Source organism: Tunturibacter psychrotolerans (assembly GCF_040359615.1).
Lineage (GTDB): Bacteria > Acidobacteriota > Terriglobia > Terriglobales > Acidobacteriaceae > Edaphobacter > Edaphobacter psychrotolerans.
Genome location: NZ_CP132942.1, coordinates 4,473,560 through 4,499,224, shown reverse-complemented (window position 1 = coordinate 4,499,224; position 25,665 = coordinate 4,473,560). Strand labels below are relative to the sequence as shown.

At 52.7% G+C, this 25,665-nt stretch carries 19 protein-coding genes; 5 read left to right on the top strand and 14 right to left on the bottom strand.

The genetic code is table 11. The features are described from left to right. Positions 1 to 34: 34 nt before the first annotated feature. From RBB77_RS18990 to RBB77_RS18940, 11 genes are all read right to left on the bottom strand, one after another. Positions 35 to 802 (bottom strand): hypothetical protein, encoded by a 768-nt coding sequence (locus tag RBB77_RS18990; RefSeq protein WP_353067667.1) that lies wholly within the window; start codon positions 800 to 802, stop codon positions 35 to 37. A gap of 90 nt (positions 803 to 892) precedes the next feature. Beyond that, positions 893 to 2,146, bottom strand: a complete 1,254-nt coding sequence (locus tag RBB77_RS18985) for a DegT/DnrJ/EryC1/StrS family aminotransferase (RefSeq protein WP_353063299.1) — start codon at positions 2,144 to 2,146, stop codon at positions 893 to 895. Then, positions 2,103 to 2,639 carry an acyltransferase gene (locus tag RBB77_RS18980; protein ID WP_353063298.1) on the bottom strand — a complete coding sequence of 179 codons (537 nt, stop codon included), beginning with the start codon at positions 2,637 to 2,639 and terminating at the stop codon, positions 2,103 to 2,105. The genes RBB77_RS18985 and RBB77_RS18980 overlap by 44 nt, the downstream gene beginning before the upstream one ends. Then, positions 2,636 to 3,634 (bottom strand): Gfo/Idh/MocA family protein, encoded by a 999-nt coding sequence (locus RBB77_RS18975; RefSeq protein ID WP_353063297.1) that lies wholly within the window; start codon positions 3,632 to 3,634, stop codon positions 2,636 to 2,638. The genes RBB77_RS18980 and RBB77_RS18975 overlap by 4 nt, the downstream gene beginning before the upstream one ends. 456 nt (positions 3,635 to 4,090) lie before the next feature. Continuing rightward, positions 4,091 to 5,242: a sugar transferase gene (locus RBB77_RS18970; protein ID WP_353063296.1), complete on the bottom strand. Its 1,152-nt coding sequence runs from the start codon at positions 5,240 to 5,242 to the stop codon at positions 4,091 to 4,093. 154 nt (positions 5,243 to 5,396) lie between these two features. Continuing rightward, positions 5,397 to 6,380 (bottom strand): CpsD/CapB family tyrosine-protein kinase, encoded by a 984-nt coding sequence (locus RBB77_RS18965; RefSeq protein WP_353063295.1) that lies wholly within the window; start codon positions 6,378 to 6,380, stop codon positions 5,397 to 5,399. 207 nt (positions 6,381 to 6,587) lie between these two features. Then, the gene (locus RBB77_RS18960) at positions 6,588 to 8,198 is read right to left on the bottom strand and encodes a GumC family protein (RefSeq protein WP_353063294.1); all 1,611 of its coding nucleotides are present in this window, start codon (positions 8,196 to 8,198) and stop codon (positions 6,588 to 6,590) included. 2 nt (positions 8,199 to 8,200) lie between these two features. Then, complete coding sequence (locus RBB77_RS18955; protein WP_353063293.1) at positions 8,201 to 9,448, bottom strand: hypothetical protein; 1,248 nt, start codon at positions 9,446 to 9,448, stop codon at positions 8,201 to 8,203. A gap of 119 nt (positions 9,449 to 9,567) precedes the next feature. After that, positions 9,568 to 10,182, bottom strand: a complete 615-nt coding sequence (locus tag RBB77_RS18950; RefSeq protein ID WP_353063292.1) for a polysaccharide biosynthesis/export family protein — start codon at positions 10,180 to 10,182, stop codon at positions 9,568 to 9,570. A 147-nt stretch (positions 10,183 to 10,329) separates the two neighbouring features. Continuing rightward, positions 10,330 to 10,959, bottom strand: coding sequence for a UpxY family transcription antiterminator (locus tag RBB77_RS18945; RefSeq protein ID WP_353063291.1), 630 nt, complete (start codon positions 10,957 to 10,959; stop codon positions 10,330 to 10,332). A gap of 519 nt (positions 10,960 to 11,478) precedes the next feature. After that, positions 11,479 to 12,618 (bottom strand): nucleotidyltransferase domain-containing protein, encoded by a 1,140-nt coding sequence (locus RBB77_RS18940; protein ID WP_353063290.1) that lies wholly within the window; start codon positions 12,616 to 12,618, stop codon positions 11,479 to 11,481. A gap of 353 nt (positions 12,619 to 12,971) precedes the next feature. Between RBB77_RS18940 and RBB77_RS18935 the strand changes: the two genes are divergently transcribed. The 3 genes from RBB77_RS18935 (at position 12,972) to RBB77_RS18925 (ending at position 15,568) form a co-directional block, all read left to right on the top strand. Further along, positions 12,972 to 13,430, top strand: a complete 459-nt coding sequence (locus RBB77_RS18935; RefSeq protein WP_353063289.1) for a PqqD family protein — start codon at positions 12,972 to 12,974, stop codon at positions 13,428 to 13,430. Positions 13,431 to 13,587: 157 nt separating this feature from the next. Then, positions 13,588 to 14,376, top strand: coding sequence for a hypothetical protein (locus RBB77_RS18930; protein ID WP_353063288.1), 789 nt, complete (start codon positions 13,588 to 13,590; stop codon positions 14,374 to 14,376). A gap of 67 nt (positions 14,377 to 14,443) precedes the next feature. Continuing rightward, positions 14,444 to 15,568 carry a serine/threonine protein kinase gene (locus tag RBB77_RS18925; protein WP_353063287.1) on the top strand — a complete coding sequence of 375 codons (1,125 nt, stop codon included), beginning with the start codon at positions 14,444 to 14,446 and terminating at the stop codon, positions 15,566 to 15,568. Positions 15,569 to 15,574: 6 nt separating this feature from the next. On the opposite strand, the gene RBB77_RS18920 is transcribed toward RBB77_RS18925, so the two are convergent. After that, a complete protein-coding gene (locus RBB77_RS18920; protein ID WP_353063286.1) occupies positions 15,575 to 16,450 on the bottom strand; it encodes a Tll0287-like domain-containing protein in 876 nt (291 codons plus the stop codon). 418 nt (positions 16,451 to 16,868) lie between these two features. On the opposite strand from RBB77_RS18920, the gene RBB77_RS18915 reads away from it, so the two are divergent. Beyond that, the gene (locus RBB77_RS18915) at positions 16,869 to 18,503 is read left to right on the top strand and encodes a SpoIIE family protein phosphatase (RefSeq protein ID WP_353063285.1); all 1,635 of its coding nucleotides are present in this window, start codon (positions 16,869 to 16,871) and stop codon (positions 18,501 to 18,503) included. A gap of 643 nt (positions 18,504 to 19,146) precedes the next feature. Continuing rightward, a complete protein-coding gene (locus RBB77_RS18910; RefSeq protein ID WP_353063284.1) occupies positions 19,147 to 22,731 on the top strand; it encodes a TonB-dependent receptor in 3,585 nt (1,194 codons plus the stop codon). Positions 22,732 to 22,759: 28 nt separating this feature from the next. Here RBB77_RS18910 and RBB77_RS18905 read toward each other — a convergent pair whose 3' ends face one another. Then, complete coding sequence (locus RBB77_RS18905; protein WP_353063283.1) at positions 22,760 to 24,265, bottom strand: hypothetical protein; 1,506 nt, start codon at positions 24,263 to 24,265, stop codon at positions 22,760 to 22,762. Next, on the bottom strand, positions 24,262 to 25,473 hold the full coding sequence (locus RBB77_RS18900) for a hypothetical protein (RefSeq protein WP_353063282.1): 1,212 nt from the start codon (positions 25,471 to 25,473) through the stop codon (positions 24,262 to 24,264). Before RBB77_RS18900 ends, RBB77_RS18905 begins: the two co-directional genes overlap by 4 nt. Between the last annotated feature and the right edge of the window lie 192 nt (positions 25,474 to 25,665).

The following is a 25,665-nucleotide window of genomic DNA, read 5'->3' as shown; positions in this document are numbered from 1 at the left end:
ACGCTGTTTGGATTCCTACTCATGCTAGACACAGCTAGATAGCAACTTTCTCGATGCTAGGTGCGACAACCTTTGCTCGGGCCTCGCGTTCGATTTTCAGTCGGTTGGATGCGCGGATCGCTTCCAGAATCACCGATTCGTCAAACTTGAGCAAAATCTCAATGTTCGGCATAACGCAATGGCCGCCAATTATTCCGGGGAAGTATTTCACAAGAGGAAAGAACTTTATTTCGTCGTAGAACGAAGTGATTTCTTCATAATCGGCTCCCGATTGATCGCAGTATCTCTCGAGCTCCTGAGCCCAGGCGATCATTAAGCCGAAGTAGGTTGTCTCAGTGAGCTTCGCAAGTTCCGTTGCTTCCGGAGATGACAGGATCTTTGTCTTCAATCCTATGGACTCGAAATGCTCGGCCGCCAGATGAGCGCTGGCTGGTTCGATCGCTCCCACGAACTTGGCATACTCGCAGAGCTCGTCAACCATGCGCGCGTGTTTGCCCCGTACGGGACTGTTCACAACTGCGGCGCCTGTTCGTTGAGCGATTAGCCGGGTCGTTCCGACCGCGACAGTACTGTTGATGATCGTTAATTTGGGCTTGAACAAGTCGATGTAACGAGTTGCCTCGCTGACGAAATCCCTGATCTGAAATGGGAAACACACATGGAGAACGTTTACCTGCTCAATTTCTTCGAGTGGTGGTGAAATGTCTACCCCAATTGTGTGGTGGTGTTTGGAAATGAGGTCGAAGAGCGGACTCCCCACTTCTCCCAGCCCGACGACAACAATGTCACTTCTTGTTTTCATGGACGTCAAGAGTCCGCTCCGTGAAGACGATTTGATTAATAACGGGCAAGCTTTGGATCAGCTGATCTCATCCATCGGTTCCGTTTTTAGTTAGGCTGTTTGCTCTTCAGGCATCAAGAAATCTCCGCCTCTGGCTCCCTTAAGACACTTGGAAGTAAAGGCCCGGACCTCTTCAGTGACTCTGGTCTGCTGGTCCCTTGTAAGCTGTGGGAACATTGGCAGAGAGACGATTTCGCCAGCAACACGTCTCGACACGGGAAAGTCTTCAAGACAGTAGTTCAGTGAGATGTAGGCTCTCTGCAAGTGCAAGGGAACTGGATAGTGAATTCCCGTCCCAATACCTGCCTTCTTCAGGTGGCTCATCATACCATCGCGGTCGCGGGTGCGAATCACATAGAGGTGATACACGGCGCGGGACCAGGAAGGCTCATACGGAAGAGTTATAGCTTCGTTGTTTTCCAAAAGTCGGTCGTATTCAGCTGCATGCTCGCGGCGCTGTGTGTTCCATTTTACTAAATGAGCCAACTTCGCGTGAAGAAGCCCGGCTTGAATCGCGTCCAGCCTGCCATTGTAACCTTCTACATCGTGGAGGTATTTTGTCGTTTGGCCATGATCACGCAGCATCTTGATTTTGTCGACAACTCGGGCGTCATTCGTAGTCACCGCCCCGGCTTCGCCACACGCTCCGAGATTTTTTCCGGGGTAGAAGCTAAATGCAGACGCACGGCCCATAGAGCCCGCTTTCATCCAGCGATTGAGGTCTCTAGAAAAGTACTCTGCGCCGTGTGCCTGACAAGCATCCTCAATCACTATAAGACTGTACTGTTCAGCTACTCTCAGGATCGAATCCATGTCGGCCATTTGACCGTACAGGTGCACCGGCACAATGGCGGATACGGGCCGTCCACTCCGAAGGCTGATGAGCTTCCCTGATCTGTCCCGTGAGCATTGCTCTTTCAAATATAGCTGGAGCTTCTCGACCGACATATTGTAAGTGCGCTCGTCTATGTCGATGAATTCCGGCGTAGCTCCGGCTTGTGAGATAGCTTCCGTGGTAGCGATGAATGTATGCGGCACTGTGAGTACAACATCGCCACGCTGAACCCCGCAAGCCATTATGGCGAAACGCAAAGCATCCGTACCACTGCTGACGGCAATAGAATGGTTTGTGCCACAAAAGGCCGCAAATGCTTCCTCAAAAGCCTCGACCATAGGACCGCCAATGAAGCACGCCGTTTGCAAGGCTCGGCGAAATACACCAGTGAGTTCCTGCTCAAGCTCCAGGTGGGGGGTGACCAGATCAAGAAATGGGATGTTGTTGGGTATGCTGTTCACGATTGGCATTAGGACCTTCCGCTGTCTGTTCCATATAACGCAGAACCCTAGCCGGATTGCCGGCTACGATCGAGTTGGGTGGGACATCTTTTGTTATGACGCTACCCGCACCCACAATTGCGTTCTCGCCGATGTTGATATTCGAGAGAATCGTCGCGCCCGATCCGATAGATGCGCCTTTTTTGATTACCGTCCGTTCAACCTTCCAATCGGTTTCGGATTGAAGGTTTCCATGCAGAGTGGTGGCACGAGGATAGCCGTCATTGATGAACATCACTCCGTGACCGATAAAGACGTTGTCCTCGATTACAACGCCTTCGCAGATAAAAGTGTGACTGGAAATCTTACAGCGATTGCCGACGCTGGCATTTTTCTGAATTTCTACGAATGCGCCGATTTTTGTCTCGTGTCCGATCTCGCATCCATACAGATTAATGAATTTCGACAGCTGCACATCTGTTCCAAGTCTTACGTCGTCCTTGATGCAATTGTAGGAGTTCATAGGTAGACGAGAGCTCCTCTTTTGCCAAGTGATTCGGTGGCTGCTTCGAGTATTTTGACTACTCGCAACCCGGCGCATCCATCGTTGGACGGATCCCGGTTACTGGAAATGCAGTCTACGAAGTAGGAAAGCTCTTGACGAAGTGCTTCGATCTGTTCTAGTTGAGGAGCCCACATGTCTCCGGAACGATAGTTAACTAGCAATTCGTAAACTCCTTCTCGGTTGGTGATGTCCACTCCCTTATCGTAAACTTTCACCTTTTCATCAGCTTCGAGATCGTTCCAGACTAGCATTCTCTTTTCTCCACCCATGAGAGTGGTTCTAACCTTCACAGGGGATAGCCAATTGACATTGATATGCGCTATAACCTTCTCGGGGAAATAGAGCGTCATATAGGCCACGTCCTCGTGGCCGTTGAGATGTTTCTGCCCGGTCGCGACGATTGCCTCAGGGCTTGTTTTAATGAGGTAGTCCATGATCGAAAGATCATGCGGAGCAAGGTCCCAAAGCACGTTGATGTCGTGCTGGAACAGGCCCAGATTGACGCGAGTAGCATCATAGTAGTAAAGCTTCCCCAGAGTTCCTTCGTCGAGCAGTTGCGAGATTTTTTTTACTGCACCGGTGAACAGGAAGGTGTGGTCGACCATGATTTTAAGATTTTTTCTCTGGGCTAGGTTGATCAACTCCTCCGCCTGCTCGGTGTTGCTCGTGAACGGCTTTTCAACGAACACGTGTTTACCATTCTCTAGCGCAGCTTTTGCCAATTCGTAGTGCGTCCAAACCGGGGTGACGACGGCAACGGCGTCTATCTTAGTCGACGAGAGCACCTCGAACGCGTCCGAAGTCACGTGAATGCCGGGATAAGCCTTCTGCGCTCGCTTACGCGCAGATGGGCTCATCTCCGCAATTGCAATCACCTGAGAATCCTCAAGACTCGTGAGGTTTCTCACGATGTTTGGTCCCCAGTAGCCGTAACCGATCACACCGAAGTTCAAGACGTTTTCACCAAGTTCATATTCTTAGGTAGTTGGAGGCGCTCTGAAGGGAAGGCAAGTCTAGGCACAGGATGGAGCGGAAGGAGTATCGACCGGAATCGGAAAGCAATTTTCGAACCGGCTGACCCGATCACATGCCTTGCACGCTTTGGTTGTAAGCTGCATCCAGCAACCAGCAGACCGACATAGCTCCGCCCTGTGGGCCACAGCCCGTGTTTTTAATGCATGGCAGGGAGTTCGAACGGTTTTGTGGATAGACGACAAACTAGATAGCACGTCTATGGCCATAGGGCATAGCCATAATAAAGGTAAGATATTTAGGGTTTCGCGCTGGATCCATAGAAAATTACCCGTGCTCACCCACCTAGGATCTCCCTGCGGTAATCCTAGAACCAGTGCCTTGCATACACACGAAACAGCAGATTGCACACCTTCCGGCTTGGAGCAACGTGAATGTCAATGGGCACCTGCGCCCCCGATCACTGCACGCGGCGTGCGCATCAAAATCTTAATGTCCAGCCAAGGAGACCAGGACGTTGCATATCGCAGATCTAGACGAACCATTTCATCGAATTTGACAGTGCTTCGTCCGGTAACCTGCCACAACCCGGTAATCCCAGGTTTGACTTCTAATACCCGTCGACGATGCCAAGTCTGATAAGCTGCCAATTCGTATGGGATTGCGGGACGGGGACCGACGAGTGACATATCTCCTTTCAGAACGTTTACCAACTGCGGCAGCTCATCTAGGCTGGTTCTGCGCAAGAATTTTCCCAATCGCGTGATCCTAGGATCGTTCGTCATCTTGTATACGTCAGCATTGCCGTTGGACGTCCTATGCTCCAGCTGGCCAGCGATCAATTTAGTCGCATACTCTTTATGAACGCTATGATCATTGTCTGCGCGCATCGACCTGAATTTTAGGAATGTAAAACATCGACCGTACTGCCCGACTCGCTGTTGTCGAAAAAGTACCGGACCTCGGGATGATGCCTTGATTGCCACCGCAATCATCAATAACAAAGGTGTGCAAACCATCAACATTAGGGAGCTGCCGACAAAATCCATTACTTGTTTTATGCGCAACAGGGAAGATCTGTCTTTATCCGGGATTAGCAGATCAGGATATAAGGACGGATTGCTTGGTCGCCCGGGATTATCTTGGTCCCAGTCATCCGGGAAGAAGTGGAAGGAAATGCTAATTTGATTGAATTGATCAGTTGTTAACTGGTCTCGCAGGGTGGTACTCACCTTGTTTATGATCGCGCTTAGAATTGAATTTTTGTCAGTGCATGAGAGCCCTGTAAACATCACGCCAACGGCAGTCCGGTCCGTGTACCATCCGATCACGTCGGTTTCTCTGATGGATATTGGGAGGACCGACAGCGTATTATCTAGAGCTTTCCCGTTCTTCTCCGAACTCTGGTGGTTGCCACCCTCAAGTAGCATAAGCAGGAAAGGTTCTCTAGATCGCTCAGTTCTCTTGCGCTCGACCGCGATCATGCGCTTGAAGGTCTCTTCTTTCAGGACCTCGCGTGCTCCAGTGGCCGGCCATTCAAGTAGGGGGTTAGCGGTATTGGGATCTTTATCTGGACGTAGCAGAGTCACAACTAACTCCTCTCTCGGTGGTTACGCCACATGTCATCGTTCCGTTATGACGGTGATGAACTGCTCTTGTCTTGTGTCCTCCCTCTCTCTGAGGCGAGAAAAAAGAGGATTGCCGTTGTTCGGTAAATGGATTGAGCTTCGGAATTGGAGTCAATCATTTGTGCGGGATGGTTGCCGGGCTGTAATAGTAGTCGCTGGTAGCCGCGTTGTTGGAGCTGTTCACCAAGGCCCCGATTAGTTTTCTGCGCTCGATCGCTTCTAGACCCCTCAGTAATTGCCGCTTCTCTGTACTTCCTTGGCGCGTAGCCAAGAGAATTCCGTCTGCTAACCGCATCCAGACGCTCGTGTCAGCCAAAGGGAGCACCGGAGGAGAATCGATGATGATCCAATCAAACCACGCGGTCAATCGATCCATCAGAGTAGACAATCTTCCCGATTGTAAGAGTTCCAATGCATTGCTGGGGGCACTGCCCGCTGGCAATATCCAGATGTCCGGCTCTTCGAGATGGTAGATACTCGCTGCTAAGCTGCTTTCGCCTTCTAACCATTCACAGAGGCCCGGATTCCTTCCAAGTCCGAACATCTTCGATAATGACGGGCGCCGCAGGTCCCCTTCCAACAACAATATCTTCTGTTGCGTCTTCACGGCGAGAGTGCAGGCCAGATTGCCCGCAACCATGCTCTTTCCCTCTTGGGGAATTGTGCTCGTTATCAGTACTTTCTTGAGCGTTTGATCGCGGCGGAGATGTCGCAATCGTACTGTTAGAAGACGGAATGCTTCCGCCGCCGGGCTCGCGCTCTCAGCGAGGCTTACTAACCGGCTCTGAGGACCGAGCGCGACCTGCAGCGACCTAAATTGACCGAATGGATTCAGTTGTTCTTCAGTCTGCGGTAGTTCGACTGCTACGGAACTTTCGGATAGCGTTTCACCATGCGGCTTACTCGGTAGACCGGACAATGCGTCGCGATCCGCGCTTTTCGGTGTATCAAGGTGCTCAGATAGAACGGTCGTCTTCCATCTGGGCGGGATGCCGCGTTCGGTGCGCTGCATCATTTCAGCTGCTTGTGACCGCTCCGACAAATCAATCCCAGAGCGTTCGGCTTCCGACCTCTTCAACGCGTCAAAGATACGGCTCATGTTTGCTCGCTTCGCCAACTAATACAGCCCCGAGAAGCTGATCGTCCGCTCCGGACCAGCGCAAGGCGGGATACGAATGATTGAGCAGCTTTGTCATACACAATAAATCTTCGCGCTTGGTCGAGGCAAAACCATGTAGGATCCAACGTGAGGTCGAACGGATTAAGCCTGAGATTGAAGAATGCTTCGCACATTCGGAAATCGGACCTAATCGTGCAAATAGCTGAGCGCAGAACCCGCCAGCATGGTGGTTATAACTACTGCGGCTAAGGCCCATCCCAAAACCATTTTCTTCCTTCTGCTTTGTTCATCCGATGCGCTCACGATCTCCGGGATCTCAGAAAGAATCGCCATTGGCAGCAGAATCTTGAGTTCTTTTTCACTGTGCAGGCGATCGTCCATAAATTCCAGTCCAACCACCACAGCGAGACCAAAGGCAAGACCGACGCCCAGCCCGATTCCACAAAATTTGAGGCGATTGGGGAAATCCGGTTTCACCGGCAAACTTGGAGGATCAATCATACTGAATCGCTCACCCTGCTGCATATGCTCCATGCTGGTAGCCATTGCTGAGTCGTTTTGCTTTTTTAGAAGCTCATCATAGTTAGCCTTAGTTTGATCATAGCCGCGGGTCAGATCTGCCAACTGTTGCTCACGTGCGGGCGCCGAGTTCAAGCGATCCTGATAGCTGTTGACTCTAGCTTTCAGCCCGGCAATTGACTGCTCCCGATTCGCAATTTCTCCCTGGTTGGCTTGGAACTGGCCTTGGAGTTGCAATAGAGGTGAACTTTGTAAAGGGTCCGTTCCGTCGTGTGCAGCGGTACCGTCGTCGACCTGCCTCCCAGCATTGCCTTTCGTCTTCAACTCAGCAACGAGTGCACTCCTCCTCTTCTCCGTCTTGGCTATTTCGTCCTTCAGGGTCTCGACTTCCGGGTAGTGATCGGTGTAGCGAGAACTAAGGTCTACTAACTTCGACTTCAATTTATCGAGTTCCTGGTCGAGCCCTGCCAAACCTGTTGGGGTACCATCGGCGGATCGGGTGGTCGCATGCAGCGTACGGTATTGTTCGATCAGTGTCTGGAGGTAGACTCGCTGCTGCTTCGCGGTGTTGAGACTGTCCTGTTCGTTCTGTAGTTGTGCTTGAAGGCCGCTCAGGATCTGAAGGTTACTTGCTTCCTGGGAAGGTAATTCACCTTCATGCTCCCCTTTAAATTCCCGAACTTTAGCTTCCTGCTCGGCCAGACTCGCACGCGCATTTTCCAATTGGCTTCCGATAAACTTGGTGGTGTCCTCTGACTGTTGCTGGCGTACTTTGAGATTCTCGTTGATGAAAAGATCGGTCAGTTCGCCAGTCACTTTTTGGGCAACCTGTGGATCGCGCGCCGAGTAGTAAATCCTGAATGCCGTGATTTGGTCTCCGTGAGAGTCACGCACTAACTCGATGTCTATGTCCTTGCGCATCAACTCGACTTTTTCATCGGAGGTGGTCTCACGATGATTATCGTCATAGAGATGCAACTTGTCGATGATCGTAAGCAGGCGCGTACGGCTTAGAATTTGTTGAGTTATACTTTGTAGGCGGTTCTGTAGATCGTCGCTTACATTGGGCTCAACATAGTTTTTCGGCATTGTAGGCTGCTCTACTAGGATCAGTGTGCCCGATTTATAGCGCACCGGTAGAGCCCAGCTCGCTCCCCAAACCACGAGCCACCCTAAAAATACTGGTACTAGGAAATGGATGTGGCGGCGGCGAACTACCTGAAGGTAGTGCCCGATATCCAGCCCTTCCGGGTTTTTTTCTTCGTAGATCTCTTCCATGATTATCTTCCCAGTGGCCGCGTGAGCCGATAGGAGACGGAAACATACCCGCGATTGCTGTCAGGAGTTTCGGATATCACTGCGACACTTCCATAACTCTGGTGTAGGTGGACATATCCAAATTCTGCCGCGAAGTGTTCGCCAATTAGATGCTGCACTACGACGGTTCCCGAAACCGTGTGCCCCCCTGGGCTTGACGAGAAGACGAGAGGGAGAACGTTTTTGTTAATTGAATAGCCTCCGGCCAACCCTACAGTCCAGGTGGGTAGTATTTGCCAGCGTGCCGACGTGTTTGCGCTATTCGAATTGAACGCTCCAGGCAAACCGGTACCGCCGCTTACAGTTCGTGAGTAGTCGGCTACGAAATTGGTGTGGCTTCGTTGCCAGCTAATGCTGGCCACTGCCGATGGCGTCCAGAAGGCGACTCTTGGCGAGGATGACTGAGTGGCGTCCAAATGCTGCGGACCTGCCGATACGTATAAGGACAGCGATGGTTTCAAAGAGATCGTGTAAAAGGGCAGAATGGTCTGCGTGTGTACTTCAGTCTGGGTATTGAAGGGATTGGCCTGAGCGTTCACTGGATTACCTGTGCTACTTAGATATTGGTAAATCACACCCATGTACTGCGCACTGGACAGGCGATGATTATAGAAAACCGAGCCTCCCAGTGAATTCGAATTGCTAAGACCGGAGGCCTGCGTTGAATCGGAGTAATCACTCTCAGCGAAGGTTCCGGCACCACCGATCATGCCATTCCGGCTAATTTGATAACTTAGTGCCGCATTAGCTACATTGCTGAGTTGGTTTGCGTAAGGAGCTACAACTTCTGGTTGCGGGGCCTGTGTTGAGCCGGATGAGAGTCCCCCCGACAGGAGAGGGAGCTGGTCGAACACATTTGAACTCTTTTGAAAAGAATCTCTAAAGCTGATGGTCGTGTGTTGACTCAGTCGGGATTGAAAATTCAGAGCTGCACTCTGGTTTGCGGCATTGAGCGCGCTGGTGTTCTGGTAAAAGGTGAAACCTGGACTAAATTGCAGCGTTAGCTGTTGTCGTGGGGTGGTTTGGTTGAGCGAAATAGAGGGGAGAATAGAGTAAATGCCGTCAGCGATCGGAGTGGCGCCGCTACCTACGATGACGTTGTCATCGTAAGATCCAGTGAGAGCCAACCCAGCAGACAGATAATTTGAACGTGCTTGAGATCCGACCGTGGTCGGATAAGCTTGACCGCTGAGAGGCGGCGGGGTCAGCATGCGATCTTCATCCGACGGCCTGGAAGCTGTCTCATATGGAATCGATCCAATCTGCGACCAAACCGGAGTGGTCGATAGCAGTATGAGACTGAGAGAAACACGTGTGCGCATAAGCGTGTTTAGGGCACGACAACGGTGTCGCGCGGCTCGAGCTTGATGTTCTGGTTCTTGCCTTTGAGGAAGTCCTTATAGTTGAACATGATGCGAGTCTGGGTGCCACCAAGGTTCTCCCGGAGAATGTATATGGATTTCTGCTTAGCAAAGTCCCGAGGCCCGCCGGCAATCGCAATCGCGTCCACAATCGTTGGCGCGAGTGCAAGTGAATATGATCCGGGCTTTACGACCTGTCCGAGAATGTTGAACTTCTTGCTGTTAATCTGCTCGACCATCACCGTGACTTGCGGTTTGGTGATGTAGTTTCGGAGTTTGGCCGCGAGGTCCTCTTCGAGTTGCAAAGGTGTCAATCCTGCCGCAGGAACCTCCCCCACAAGAGGCAATGAAATCTTTCCGTCCGATCGCACTTGAGTTGACGGGGAGGAGAAGTCAGGTTCTTTCCAGACATTGATCGCAAGGACGTCGTCATTACCAATGACGAAGCTATCATCGCTTGGCTTGGAATCCGGTATGGCTGGAGGTTGTGTGGGGGAGTTAGCTGTCGTCGCTGCCGAGGTTTTGCGAGCGGCCTGACTAGGAGCTGGCATTTGTCCCACTGCAATGCCAGAAATGGCGATCACGAGGATTCCTGATACTACCAAGTGATATGAGCTACTTTTCACAACGACTCCTGTCGGGGTTGGCGGAGGAGTTGCGCTCTGTCTGATACATTTCTATCGGGACATGGCAGAAATCCGGCCGCTCGCTTCCGAGCCCGTTCGCTCTTCTCAAACACTAAATATTTGCCGGTCACCATGAAGTGGGGATTCACCAGATCTTCCGGTTCCCACAAATTGGTGACCCAGACCTAAGCCATTCGAGCTCAGTGCTGGCGCTGGCTCCACATCAGTAGCGTCAATTTCGACCGCCACAGACTTCGCCATCATGTCCACAGAAAGAATCAGACGATACAAATTCTTTTTGCGGACCAGAACGCCTTCGACGCCTTGAAGTGAACCGCGGATGACTCGAACCCGCTCGCCACATTTCAGGAACGGATGCGGTTCAACACGAAAGGGTCCTTCAACTGCCTTTCGAATCGTTTCTACTTCGACTCCGGGGATCATCGCGACGTTTTCGCCGTGGAACAGAATCATGTGCACGCCAGGAGTCGTAACAACTTGCAATCGGCGATTTAGTCCCCCCCGCACGAATACATAGCAGGGAAATAGCGGTAGGGTAAGCTTCTTGCTTCTGTCTTTCCAGAGCCGTATCGACTCATAGAGCGGTAAGAACACCTCAAAATCCTTGGCCGACAGTATTTCGGCTACCGTCTTCTCGTGCTGGTGACGGGTGTAAACCGCCCACCAGTCTTGGGTTTCGCGTGTTCCGGCGTCAATGATTTGGGAGGTAAGCAAGTTACTTCACTTCTCCTTTGATGGAGCCGTATTCCTGCATTCAGTCACACGTAGCTCCGCCCTGTGGGCCACATCGTGACTTTTAATGCATGGCTCAGAGTTCGAACGCTAACTGGAACATTGAGAGTTGCAGCACGATGATGGCCAAAATGCGGTCGAGGGCAAGAATTCGCTTCACAGCAGTTATTGTGGGGTTAGGGGACAATTAGCGGCATGGAAACGACCCGATTTGTCCGCTCGGCTGCAGGGTCTTGCATACCCATGTAAACAATAATTTGCACTCCCTTTTCCATTCGCGTCCACTTGTAGAGGATCATTCTGTGGTTCAACCTCTTCCCATGAGGGCGGGTTTGGGGGCAAAGGCTTGAGGTAAAGGAAGTGGATCAATTTAGAGTTGTTGAAATCTTTGCAGAATGATTTCGCGCACGAACCGGAAGTGGGGTCGCACGAAATACATTTTCACCAAGACGGACAAGAATCAGCGCCTCCACTCCTCAGACACCGAATGCTGATCGATCCTCATCTTGCCGATCTGTCCAAGAATACGCGGATGGGTCGTATCAAATAGTAGAGGGCATGGAGCGATTTTGGTAGAGGGAATGCTGCCCGATCTCTCTCATTTGGTCGTAGGAGGCTAGTTGACAAGAAAAACCCAACCCGATCGCGGAAGTCGAGCAACTGGATGCTGTAAGGAATCGGGCCCGGTGGTGTGCTTCCTGGAGCATCAAACAAATTCTCCTGAATATGTTGCGCGAGGAAACGCGCGGTCGTGTCCCCTTCACAACGACGAAGGATAGTTTGAGGGACTGGGGCGGCCGCCACTCGATACGCAAGCAGTATGCCCAAAGCGAGCGTTCGGCATAACCCCGCCTCTTGAGCGTCAGAAGTGACCTCTTTCCAATCAAGGCCAGGAAACGAAGTCAGTAGTTGCGCGACATCGCAGATCCAAATAAGTCGCGACCACATATGCTTGCTCCCATGCATGCATAGCATCAGCAAAGTGATCTCGGGACTCATACCCGGAACTTCCGCCCCTGCTAGCATCGTAGTTCGTCGCCTTGGCCACACCCAATCCATACCAAGATCGCGCTTAAACCTTGGTACAGTAAGCTCAAGTCTCCATCGAAGCTCTAGCACCCTTCCGTCCGTCTTGCGTTCGAAATGGTATTCGTAATAACCCAATTGGGCTGGCGTTCCGTCCGCGTTCACTGGAGTTTCTAGCTCATATCCTCTTTCCAAGACAACAGTTGTGGCCCGCACAAGGTCCCTGTAATGGATGAGCAAATCCAAATCACCGGCAGGACGCGTCGTTAGATCATGGTAGATAGACGCCCCAAGCACAACCCCCTTGAACGGAATGGCAGGAATCATCTTGTCTTCGAGTGCTTTAATCACAGCGATCAATTCCACTGCATTCGCCAAACTGTTGAACATATTCGTTTCATACTCGGTTTGCGCACGGTTCCAGACGAACTGCGGAATTGCCGGACCCATGTCCGCAAGCCGCAAAAAGAGCATCGTCAAAACGCGATGCTCCTCCGCCAGTTCAAGGAGCGAGTCCCAGTCGTCGACATTAGCAGCAAGGCGATGGATTTGTTCTGCATCGGTCGACCGCGCCACGGCAAGCAATAATTCGCACGACTCGCGATCTGCTTGCATCAATTCCTCCGCTTAGGTAAGACACATCGCAATATGTTGCGATTTACATCCTTGAATGGAACGAAGCGTTACCGTGATCAAATGTTCTGGAGGAGTATCGGACTTCCTCTTTCCGATGCAAACTCCTGCGTGTTCCCTGTGGAGTTCTGATCAGAATGCCTGATTTCTATAACTTGCATTTTGGTTACCGAGATGCAGCACGGTTACTGCACTTGGTTCACCACTTAGAGGCCTGAGAAAAAAAGTTGTTACTAAAGATATTTGTTGCAGAACGGGCAAACTCTCGTATTCTCCTGACAAATGGAAGGGATATACGATAGACCCTACTTGCTGACCCAAAAAGAGAGGTCAATATGCAAATTGAGCGTACCAATTCAGATGCTTTGGTTATAAATAGGCTACCCGACGGTTCAACCGTTATTGTAGATGCGGAAAACGAGTCGGTTTTCGCATTGAACTCGACGGCCGGCGCAGCATGGGATGCTTGTAGCGACCCGACAACACTCGCTAAAGTGGCGGAAAATATGCAGCGATCCTTCGACCCTGGGATAAGCGAAGAGCTTGCGGAAGAGGCAATTCGGCAACTGCATGATAAGAAACTGGTCAAAACATCGGGAACGCCTTCAGAGTCATCCAGACGCCAATTCATCACAGCGATGAGTTCCATCGCCCTACCGCTCGTCGTGTCATTATCTATCGGGGAACAGCGAGCATTCGCCAAAGTAGCATCGTCTGGTGGCCAAAGGGGCGACCCAAAGCCAAAGCCAAAGCCAAAACCCTGTGCGAGTATAAGACGCGATTGCAAACCATAGAAGGCGTGCGAGACAATTGAACATATTCCCAGCGCCTCCGCCGATGCGAACTACTCGGGGTCGTGCCCCGGATATCAGGCCGCGTGCCCAGCGGTTACGCGGGGCGGATAGTTACTCGGGATTGGAGTAATGTCGGCGGCATGACTGATTAATAGATATGCCCATCTACGCTTTCGAAATGCGCGCCTTCGACTGCGACGTTCGTGTAGCAGCGGATTGCCTTGAGACCTACACGGTCCTGGAACGCTATGTCTTCCCATCGTTTCCGAGAAGAGCTAATGCCACTTGCAAAGCTGACATCTTCATCCAAATAGACAGAGTTGCGAATCAATTTCAGTTGTCCGTTGACGGCGTTATGGTGTCATCTGCTGCCCAGGCGAACATTTTGGTGCCCGATCTTATAAGGGCGCTCGATGATGTTGTCATTCGACGCCTGACGGAGCTCCACGCAGTGCATGCAGGTGCAGTCCTGTTGGGGGAACAGGCGTTGCTGCTTCCGGGCATCACTCATGCAGGAAAATCGTCGCTTGTGGCCGAACTGTTGCGGCGAGGTGCTACTTACTTTTCTGATGAGTACGCGCTGATCGATTCAGCGGGACGCGTACACCCATACCCACGGCCTTTGCTCCTCCGTAATGGCTCGCCTGAACAATCTCCGTGGCTTCCAGCGGAGTGCAATGCCCACACAGGGGACAGCCCAGTGCCAATTGGCTGGATTCTGTCGCTTGAATACTTACCTGAAAACACCTGGAGTGTCACGGTAGTCTGTCAAAGCGAGGCGCTTCTGATTCTCTTGCGTAACACGCCTCACATTTTGTCGGAATCTCCAAATATGGTTGCAGCCTTCCAACTTGCAGTCGGGGGCGCCAAATGTTACTTTGGGCGCCGCCCCGAAGCTGACGAGGCTGTCAGCCGAATTCTACAGTTGGTTGGAAGCCCACTTTGACGCATCCTGCGTCTGCCAGATGACCGGGATGAGCGCGTAGATACCAAGTAGAATGGATATCTAGGCCATGTCCATCACAGTTGGGGATCAAATCGGCGACTATGAAGTGACAGGCACCCTAGGTGTCGGGGGTATGGGGCAGGTATATCGGGTGCGTCATACGATTTCGCACAGGGTCGAGGCCCTAAAAATTCTTGCATCAGGCCGGCCTGTGACCGAAGAGATAGTTGGACGCTTTCTTCGCGAGATCCAGTTATTGGCCAGTCTTCATCACCCGAATATTACAGCGCTCCACACCGCCTTCCGTCACGAGGGCGAACTGATCATGATCATGGAGTTCGTTGAGGGCCTGACGCTTGGCGCAAAACTCAATGCAAGGCAACTAATGTTAGGGACAAGCCTCAACTACATCCAACAGGTTCTCGCCGGCTTAGCCTACGCACATGAGCGTAAAATCATTCACCGTGATGTGAAGCCGTCGAACATCATGATTGGGAGCAACGACCAGGTTAAGCTGTTGGATTTTGGGCTAGCCATCCCGGCGCTTGGCCGTGAGTTTACGCGAACAGGCACGATTTTAGGCTCGCTGCATTACATGTCGCCCGAGCAAGTGTTGGGAGAGCAAATTGATGCACGGTCCGATGTCTATTCGGTTGGAGTAACCCTTTATCAGTTGGTCACAGGACGCCTTCCGTTCGACGGTCCTAGTGAGTACTCCATAGCCAACGGGCATTTGAAGTCCGAGCCTATTAATCCGACCACAATCAACTCCGACCTTCCTGTTCGTCTTTCGGAGATTGTGTTGAAGTCGCTGGCGAAATCCCCGGCAGATCGCTTCCAGACCGCAAAAGAGTTTCTAGGTGCCCTAGGTACACTTCGGTCCGGCGAGACGACGACGTTGGTGATCTCCGCCCAGCCCGATCGAGTGCGTAATGGTCACCCGGAATATGCTGAGGCGGCCTTCGTTTCAAGCAGGCCTGAGAAGACCGTCTTCGATGCGACCGTGCTTGAGGCGATAATCCGCGATTTGGCATATCACGTCGGTCCGATAGCGAAGATTGTGGTCAGTCGCGCCGCAAAAAAGGCGCTGACCCTGGACGATCTCTATGAGACGGTTGCGGCGGAGATTGGCACGGAGGAAAGGCGCAAGACCTTTCTCGCCACTCGACGAAAATCCTCCGCCTCCAACTAGCAATTTCTACCTGTCGAGCATCTGTATTGCCTTCTTGAGGCTTACGTACATCCGGTTGAACGAGGCGGTGACCTCAGCGATCTCGTCTTTTCCCTTATAGGTGAATTCAGGTTGGTCGAGATCTCCGTTGCTGATCAGATCGGCAATTGCCGCAAGTCGTCGCACGGGTCGAATGACGATGAAGTAAAGTCCCAAATCGATGACTGCTAAGGTAGCAAGGAATGTTGCAGATATATAGATCAGCAGCGTGTGATAAAGGCGAGAGGCAATTCCTTCGGCTACCGCCGTAGGCACTGAAACAATCTGAGCCCCGATGATTTCGTTTAGCGTCCATCCAAATCCATTTGCGCTGCCGTAGGTGAGAATTTCGGTCGGAGGCGCTGTCGCAGCAGACCCGTGGCACACCAGACAGCTCTTATTTGTGGTGATCGGTTGTGATAGTGAGATTGATGTGCCCGTGGCCGTTTGCCGTTCGCCAACCAACTGCTTCTTGTCTGGATGATTTCTGAAATAGTCAATGATGTCGGCCTCCCACTGGTCTGCTCTGTCCCTGGGATTCGTAGGGTTCAGAGCCGCCTCTTTGTAGGTGTAATCCGGATAGTCTTTGCGTAGATGGTTGAACGTCACGGTTGCCGCGTAGAATGGAATGCTCTGGGGGAGGAAACGTTTCGTACTTTCAGGTGTCGTTTCAAGTAGAGGATCCAACTCCTGCTCCGTATAATCCCGGGTTGACCGCGCGCTGGAAAGCATCAGCTTCGCCTGTTGCAAGGTCTGTTCGCGTGCGTTTTCTTCAAGAAACCCGCGCGAAAGTCGCGATACGAAAAGCAATCCGACACCAAATAGCAAGATCAGCAAAATATTGAACTTCGCCAATAGCTTCAATGAAGTTAACCTCTCTTTCTACTGTCATCTATGAAGAATAGGCTATTTCGCTCTGCTCGTTTTTTGCTTGATCCGATGGTCCAGGGGGAGTTCTTGCCTTTGTGCCGTTCCGGTCAAACTAAGCCCTATTATGACAATTACTTGTGATCAAGTACTGATCTTTGCAAAAGAGCAGTGGCAGGCCTCATCAAGGTGCGAGGTGAGGATTGACGGTAGAAGTGCTACGCGTTTTGTTTCAGCGATGTATCATAGCCGTGATTCGGTATTCTGAATCAACCAGGTTAGTGCAATAGAGACTAACTCGATAGATTGAGCGAAGCGTGGGGGGACGTCCCTCCCGAGGGCAAACTCGCAGCATTTCGTTGAAGCGTATCTGTTCAAAATCGAGTCTACCTTCGCTAACAGGAATCGTTCGATTATGCGCAATGTCGTGCTTAGTTACTCCGACGCCAAGGGACATCACAGTTTTTCTCTCAATCGCAATTCAACGTCTATTGGCCGTTCGCCGTCTGAAGACATCGTGCTCGACGATCCCTGGGTTTCACGTCGGCACGCGTTAGTAGTCCAAGACGGCAATGACTATACCGTCGTTGATCGGAACAGCACGCACGGAACATTTGTGAATTCGGTACGCGTTGAGAAGTCAATGCTGCGGTTTGGGGACGTACTTCAGATGGGTTCCCTCAAAGGGCCACATTTGAGGTTTCACCTTCGAGAAGATGGTAAAACCACCTCCACTTCACGGTCCTCAGCCGTTCATCTGCTTTCTTCGCTTAGCGAACTAAAAGCCTTCCCTGACGAACTGCGCCCAGCTGTCCGTGAAATGGACAAGTTGAACTGGCTCTTACGCGCGGCGAGGCAACTCAACGAGGGAGGCGCGATTGGAGACATTCTCGGCGCGTTTCTCCATTTGGCATTGCAGCTTACGGGACTGGAACGAGGGTTTGTCTTTCTTCAGGAGGTGGGGGGGCTGCACTTGGCGCAGGGGCTTGACGTCCACGGAAACGCGGTGGAGGAAGATTCGACTGTCTCACGTAGGGCTATGGAAATAGCAATCGAGAGTGAGTCGAAGTTCTCGATCAGCGACACATTGGCCGATAAAGAAGCATCGGAATGGTCGAGCATAATGACTAATAAAATACGCAGCATTTACAGCATTCCATTGAGAACCCGAGCCTCAGAGGAAGAACCTGCCCAGTTGCTTGGTTTGCTGTATCTCGACAGCCGAATCAGGCTCGGAGAACTGAGTGAGATTGACCACCACTTGCTCGACACTCTGGCAACAGAGGCGTCAGCACTCTTGCATAATGCTCTACTTGTAGAGGCGGAATCAAATGCGCGGCAGGCACGGGAAGAGCTTGCCGTGGCAGCCAAGATCCATAGTGAGCTCATGTCTATTGCGTTGCCAAGCATCCCGTATGCGACGCTGCGGGCAAAGAGCGTCCCTTGTCTTGCCATCGGGGGAGATTTCTATGACGCTGTCGCTCTTAGCGACAGCATTTGCGCTGTCGTTGCAGATGTATCTGGCAAAGGAGTTTCTGCCGCCATCGTGGCGGCTACGATGCAAGGAATTATTCACTCTCAACTGCTCGCGGGCTTCACTCTTCCTGAGATAGCATCTCTGGTGAACCAGTTTCTGTGCAGCCGCAAAACTGGCAAATACGCAACGATGATTTTGGTTAGGTTGTTTCCGGACGGCTCGGTCGAATACCTGAACTGCGGCACGATCCAGCCTGTTGCAATTCTTGGTGGGGAAGTGCGGCGTTTGGAAACAAGCAGTCTTGTTGTTGGGCTCATCGCAGACGCGAATTACATCTCCGGTCACGTCGCTTTGCGTCCAGGGGAACGTCTTCTTCTGGCTACCGACGGAATTACTGAGGCAGAGAATAGGTTCGGCGAACAATTCGGCGATTCGGGACTGATAGCTGTTTCTCATTTTGAGGATGTGGATTCGATTCTCGAACATGTTGAAAACTTTCGAGCTCCAAACCCAGCTGAGGACGACTGCACTTTACTGGAGGTACGGTACGATGGCCCCATTGTGCCCGAATAATTGGAGGCTATTTGGGAAGGCCAGGGACTGGGTTCGAACGCTACTTTCGGGCAAAAGGGCTTCGCAGGATCCATGCATCGCTTTTAAACTTAAGACAGTAAAGAGTGGCTATGCAAAATTTTTTAGAAGTGGCCATAGCAGTCCCATACTCTTTCCCCTAAAGTCAATTCTACGAAGTAACGATTAGATTATTTCGAGTAGTTTGTGGCTAACAGGGTGTTGCGAGTTTGGATTTCCCAACTTTCGATGCGAGCCTGTCTCGTCAAGTCTCCCAAGACCGAAGGGAAGATTTTGAATGGTCCGCTGTTCTTCGGAAGATTCAACCATCTATATTGTCAGCGCGTTAGAACAAGTTCCACCCTCACAGCGTTGAACGTCGGATAAATAAAACCCAGGCGTGATTCCAATCTGTTCCATCTCGGATCGGAACTCCTCAGTGCGTGAAGCGACGGGTAAGGTGCGACCAACTTTGGCCGCTTACCACACTCATTCACGAATGGATCTGGTGGAACCCATGCCTAACTAAAACGACCGCGTCAATTGCAATTCGATTGGCGAAGGTCGACCTGAAATATAGTTGTCGACTCGCGATCATGCATCGCGATGTCGCATTGATGACTTTGCGAGGCACAGGAGACAAACCATGAAGACTCTATTAAGGGTGATAGCACTCTTTTTCGTGACTGCGGTGATCGGACAAGGGCAGGCGATCTCAGTCAACGGGGGATCAATCCAAGGCACGATCACAGACAATACGGGAGCAATCGTGCCCGATGCCGTGGTCATAATCATTGGAAATGACACCAACTCTTCAAAGACCTTGAAGACCGATGGCAGCGGTTTCTATAGCATCGGGCCATTGACTCCTGGGCCTTACACGGTGACTGTGGACGCTGCAGGATTTCAGAAGCTTACGGTGAAGACTGTTGTTCGCACTGGTACAGCAACCAGCGGAAATTTCAAACTAATCGTCGGTTCCTCAAGCGAGACTGTCGAGGTAAACGCAGGCGCACTTCAGATCAATACCGATCAGGCTGGTGTCAGCGACGTTATTACGAAGGATCAGATCGATTCATTGCCGGTTAACGGCCGCAACTTTCTCGATCTTGCCCAGATCGAACCAGGGGTAATCCTTCAGAGCGGGGAATCGTTCGATCCAACGAAAGCTGGCTACTCTGCGATTTCGACAAGCGGTGTTTCCGGCCGCACGACACGCATTCTTCTTGACGGCCAGGACATCACTGACGAGAACGTAGGGACAACCATCTTTAATGTGTCGCAAGGCGCGATCGGTGACTTCCAATTGAACCGCTCGACACAGGACGTTTCAGGCGAGGTAACTTCTACCGGTCAGGTTTTGGTGTCCACGAACTCCGGAACCAACGGATTTCATGGTCAGGCTTTCTATAACTTTCAGGATCACAGCGCGCTTTTTGCAAGAACGGCAGGTGGTATCGACACACCGTTCCAACGGAACCAGTTCGGTGGGAGTATTGGCGGACCCATCATCAAGAACAAGCTATTCTTCTTCGCAAACGCCGAACGCATCAAACAGGAGTCCCCGGTTTCTATCACAATGGCTCCTCTGTTCTCCACAATTCAAGCAGCCTTCCCAACTATTCCTTCTCCATACAGGGAAACCTACTCGACGGCTCGTCTGGATTACGACGCACCGAAGGGCGTGCACTTCTTCGCTCGTGCTAACTACGACGTAAACAGTTCCAGCTCCAACTTCGGTGCCGGCTACGAGATATACAACAACCGCGATAACACGCCAGGTCTTGCCGGCGGAGCTGACTTCACGACGGGGCACTTCACTCATTCTTTCCGAGGCAGCTACGAGAAGTTTCACAATCTCCTCATTGACGGTACGACGGGAAACAGCAGTGTCTATAACGGATTCCCTGGATTGAATTTCCGCCTTAAGACAGCCGGGCTTTTCTCGGGACCAAATATTGATTCGCCTCAGCAGACTTTCCAGTCGGATAAGCAGTTTCGCTATGACGGAAGCTGGACGAAGAGCTCACATCTGATTCGTTATGGATATAGTCTCAATCGTATTCTTGGCGGAGGCTTCGCGAGTTTCCTTGGCTTGGCTCCTCGAGCATCGCTCACGGCGTCTACCGAACTTGCTAATTGCGGAAGCGGAACTCCAGGTCCGTGCCCCTCAGATCCATTGAATGGATACTATGCGGCCACTGTGTTGTTCGGTAACGGCCAGGGCTTTTTCACGGAGAACCCCGGCTTTGATCTACCAGGCGGCGGGGTCCAAGATTGGCGCGAAGGTGCTTACGTCTCCGACAACTGGAAGATTACTCCGAGCTTCACGCTTACAGCCGGTGTCCGATGGAGTGTCGATACGGATCGGGCCAACCAGGATCTACCGACTCCTCTCTGCTCCGATGTGACGCTGACGCCTGCTCCTTGCTCCGGTAGTGCGCCACTCTTCGATCAGTTTCAGCCTGGACTGGGGAAGAAGATTCACCAGCCCTACGCAAACTTCGGTCCTCAGCTTGGGTTCGCTTTCAGTCCTGGTGATCATAAGACCGTTGTACGCGCGGCCTTCGGAATCTTTTATGAGGGTGATGTATTCAACAACACTACCAACTCACGTCAGGCTCTGATCAAAACGGGGCTATTCAACGACACAAACCACAGTGTCTGCGGTGGAACGAATTCGTTGACATTGCCGGACGGATCTGTGGTCACTAGCGATGGTGGCGTTTCCATTGCCAACATCTGTACTGAGCCGTTGAGTCAGGCAGGTCAGCATTTCATTAATCTTCAAAATCTGTTTCAGCAGGTGACGAAATCGGTCGGTCCCGCCAGCAACGGCCAGTATGTTGGGAATACCCTGACGATAGTTGGTGCGTATGCGGCCCCTTATCGGACCCCGTACTCGGAGCAGTACAACGGTGGGATACAGCGCGAAATCTTCAAGGGCGGCATTCTATCGGTTGACTACGTGCACAATTCAACTCTAAAGATTGCTCAGCAGATTGATGTAAACCGCGTAGGCGCGGCACGCACTCTGAACACCGCAGCAGCCCAGAACGCGATTGCTACAACCACTAGCTCTTTCCACTGCGCCGGCGGATATAGTTCCGCAGCGATCACCTGCGCAATCGCAGCAGGAGCGCAGATCGCTGACTTTGCAACGAGCGGTCTTGACTCGGGAAATACCTTTCTCAATAGCAACCCTGCGTCGTACAACGGTCTGACGGTGGCTACTGGAGCGGCGTTCCCAGGCTTCAATCCAAATTTGGGGCAGGGGCTCTTTCTATTTCCTGCCGGTAGATCAGGTTACGATGCGCTGCAGGTGGTCTTCCGAGAGCAGAAAGCACATCCGGTTCCTGGCGTGATGAGTTCCAATCTTCAGATCTCGTATTCTTTTTCGCGTGCGGTATCTACGGCAAACCCGGCGACAAACAACGGGAATACGGGTGTAGGGGATCAGTTCTTCTCCTCGCCGTCTTACGACTATGACAATCCGACTGCATACATCGGTCGAAGTGGGCTGGACCACACTCACGAGATCTCATTCGGCGGATCGGCGACGTTGAAGTATGGCCCGCAGATCGGTATCATCGGTCACTTCTTCTCCCCGGCGGCGACTAATTTATACCTAGACAACGGAGGAACCAGCGGTAGTGCTGTTGGTGGCATCTTCCAGTCCGATGTGACTGGCGATGGAACGATCGGCGACATCGTGCCAGGGACGCAGCCTGGAGCATTCATGCATCAGTACAAAGGAAATAATCTTAACAAGTTGATCTCTCAGTACAACGCAACCCAGGCCGGTCAGTTTACTCCTGCGGGTCAGGCGCTGATTACGGCCGGGCTCTTTACTCCGGGACAGCTGTCAGCTCTATCTGGAACCCAGCAGCCGATTTCTCAAGTACCGGAAGCGAACGGTCCAGAAAACGTCTATTATCGCAACCTTGATGTGAGTGTCTCGTATCCGATTCGTCTAAGTCGTGTGCGGGAGGGAATGTCGTTGGTGCCTGGGATCGCGTTTTATAACATTGGCAACTTCTCGAACTTTAGAGACTACATCGACGGTACGTTGGCAAATACGACGACTGCACAGGGCGGCGCACTGAGTGGTTTGCTGAACGGTCCGAACGGCTTCGCAGACCACGATCTGAATCGTGTCCAGCGCGGTTCGGGTACATCGGATATAGGTGGACCGCGGACTACGGAGTTCCAATTACGCTTGAACTTCTAACCGTTCTCGGGAATCGCTCAGCGCGTGATTATGGGACGACGACGTCGAAGACTCCGGTCTCGATCGTCGTTCCATGTTTCATCTGGACGAAGATTCGGTAAGGGCCTGAGGACGGAAATCCGTATGGGAACTCGACCGTGTTTGAGAGCGGTTCGTTATGAGCAGTCATATCCATGCCCATAGCGCCATTCATCGGCTCGTGGTTGCTCGCGTGGCTAGCGGTGTTATCGTTGGCGAGCATGAGTGCAGCCATCGCCGCTGAACCCTCGGGATGAGTATGAGCAAAGACGGTACCGTCTGTCTTGACGAATGCAGCATGACCAGCCATGCCCATGTAGGGCTGTACGTCCGTTGCGGGCTTTCCGTTTGCATCAAGTAGATGAAAACGGAAGGCGTACGCGGTGTTCGCGCTGACGGCAGAGGGACGATCCCAAACCATAACGTATTCATCGGGCAGTTTGTATGAATTGCCGAGTGGGCTCTGGCTGAGCGGCGGCGGAGATCCGCTTGCGTCGTCTGCGCCGAGCGGTCCGCCTGGCATATCGGCTGGAACGGTGATGGTCGAGACGAGTGTTTCGGGGAAGCCGTTCGCGTGAACGATATCGCCGTAGAGCTTGTAGGTGCCGGCTGGCATCGTGGGCAGCGAGATACGGAAGTCTCCTGCGGAGGCGAGTGCAGGATGCAGATGGAAGACCGCATCCATCTCCGGCTCTCGAATGGCGTAGAGATGCATCAGATGTCCATGGTCGGGAAGGAAGTCCTTGTTGGAGCGGAAGGTTCGCTCCTTGCCTCCGTCGTAAGACTGCACGTTGAGATCGAGGAGATTGCCTGAGAGTGACGGCATCACTGACATGGGATGATAGACATCGAGCGCGTAGCTGGCTGCCTCGACGTTCCACCAGGCCGCGCCTCCCCAGAGCAGGAGAGCCATGCTCACGAGGCTGCCTGCAGTAGCGAGAATGGTTCTGCGTCTGCGGTTTGGAGACGGAATGGCGCCTGGTTCCAGGCGAGCGTCACGGACTGCCGCTGCGACGATACCGGCCATGCTGACAACCAGGAAGAGACCAAGGATCCCGAGCGTGATGCCGAGGCCGTGTTGCATCTTCAGCGTCGAGAGAGCGACAGCGGGTACTGGAACCGAGACGGCTTGATCGCCGGCGTCTCCTGCGATCTCGAAGCGGACCTGCCAGGAGCCGGAAGCCATCATCCAGATGCTGCCGGTGAAGAATGCCGGGTCGGCGGTGGAGTTGGTCATTGGATCGGACGTGGGAGGATGCTTCGACGCTTCGCCTGTGATGGGAAGGGGCGTGATGTGGATGTTCTTGACGGTCGCGCCGCTTGAACGTACTTCTACCGTTGCAACACCTGGAATGACGGTTGGTGTGCGAATGGTGACGAAGAGTTTGTAGGGGCCTGCATCGACCTGCTCGAAGACATCCTTGCTTCCTACGTGTGCATGGGCTCGCGGAGTAGCGATGAAGGCGCAGAGCAAGAGGAGCAGGAGGACGCTAATTGGCTTGGACGAAGACTTCACCGTTGCACGCTCCGCATCCAGCGTCCGAAGCTCAGGCCGATCCAGGTTCCGATGGAGCCGTAGATTGCCGCACGCAGCAGCCCACCAAACAGTACGGTGCCTTGGTCGGGGTTGAAGAAGAGACGCAGGCGATCGTAGCCGTCGGGACGTGAGTTGTAATCGAAGTAGATGGTGCCGAAGAAGCGATTCTCGGATGCTTTGGAGAGCAGGAAGCTTGCGAATGGCCACTCGACGAGGAACAAGACCGCCATGAAGAGGAAGCCGGAGGCTAGAGCTACCATCCATGGTTTCCAGCTACGGGTTCGCTGCCAGAGGAGATCGAGTGCGAGCGCGGGAGCGAAGATGAGGACGGGGAACTTCGCCGGGACCATGTGGGTGACGGGATAGAAGACGGGGCCGAGCTTCGGCTGCGCGGGGAAGAGAGGAAGAATGAGAATCTCCGCGATGGCGAAGAACATGTAGACCATCGCGGCTGAGGTGGCGGCCCACTTGTACCGCGAGGCTTGGGAGAGCATGGCGAAGACTACCGGCAGACCGATTCCCATTGCGATGTAGGCGGAGGCTGAGTGCAGCTGAACGTCCCAGGTGTACTCGATCAGGAAGAACATCTGGCCCGTGACGAAGAGACCGCCGATGTAGAGCAAGAGGCGCTGCAGCGTCTTGAAGGTGTGTTCGTTGGGCTGTGATCCTTCGACTGCGCAGCGATTCATCGCGGCGAGGATGAGAAAGAGTACGCCGACTCCGACGCCGCGAATGCCTAGAATCAGCAGGGTGTGGGGTGGGCTGACAATTTTTACGTCGAGACCGTAAGCGGCGTGCCACCAGTTGTCGAACGGGGCTGAGGTGATCATTGCTATGCCACCCCAGGCGGCGATGAAGGCTCCGAGCGGGGCGCGGAAGCCGAGAACGTTTACCGAAGCGGCGCGGAGGCTCGAGGAGGAGCGCCCGAAGGTGTTGGCCAGCATGAGATAGCCGCAGATAATCGCGGCCAGAACGCCACAGGCATAGATGGCCATGTGAGCGGGTGTCCAGAAGGTGTCGCGGCCTATGGAGCGATGCCAGGAGACATCCCAGGCTCCGCCGATGGAGGCGGAGGTGACGGCGAGAGCGCCCCACCAGATGTACCAGGGAACACTCCAAGTCTTCGACACAACCAGCGTGCTGGTTTGCTTATCAGCGTAGGGAGTCGGGAAGGTGGAAGAAGCCATGGTGACCTCGCTCTCAATTGCTCCTATCTTATATGTTGCCTCGCGTTGATTTGTCAGGGGTTGGGGGGGGTGCCCCCCCTGGGATACCCTTGGCTAAGCCACTTATTTTCAGGTGTTTGCGGTAACAATGGGTGCGCAAAATCGTCATTCTAAATGGCTTACGGGCAAATTCGTCTAATCAAAGGAGTTATC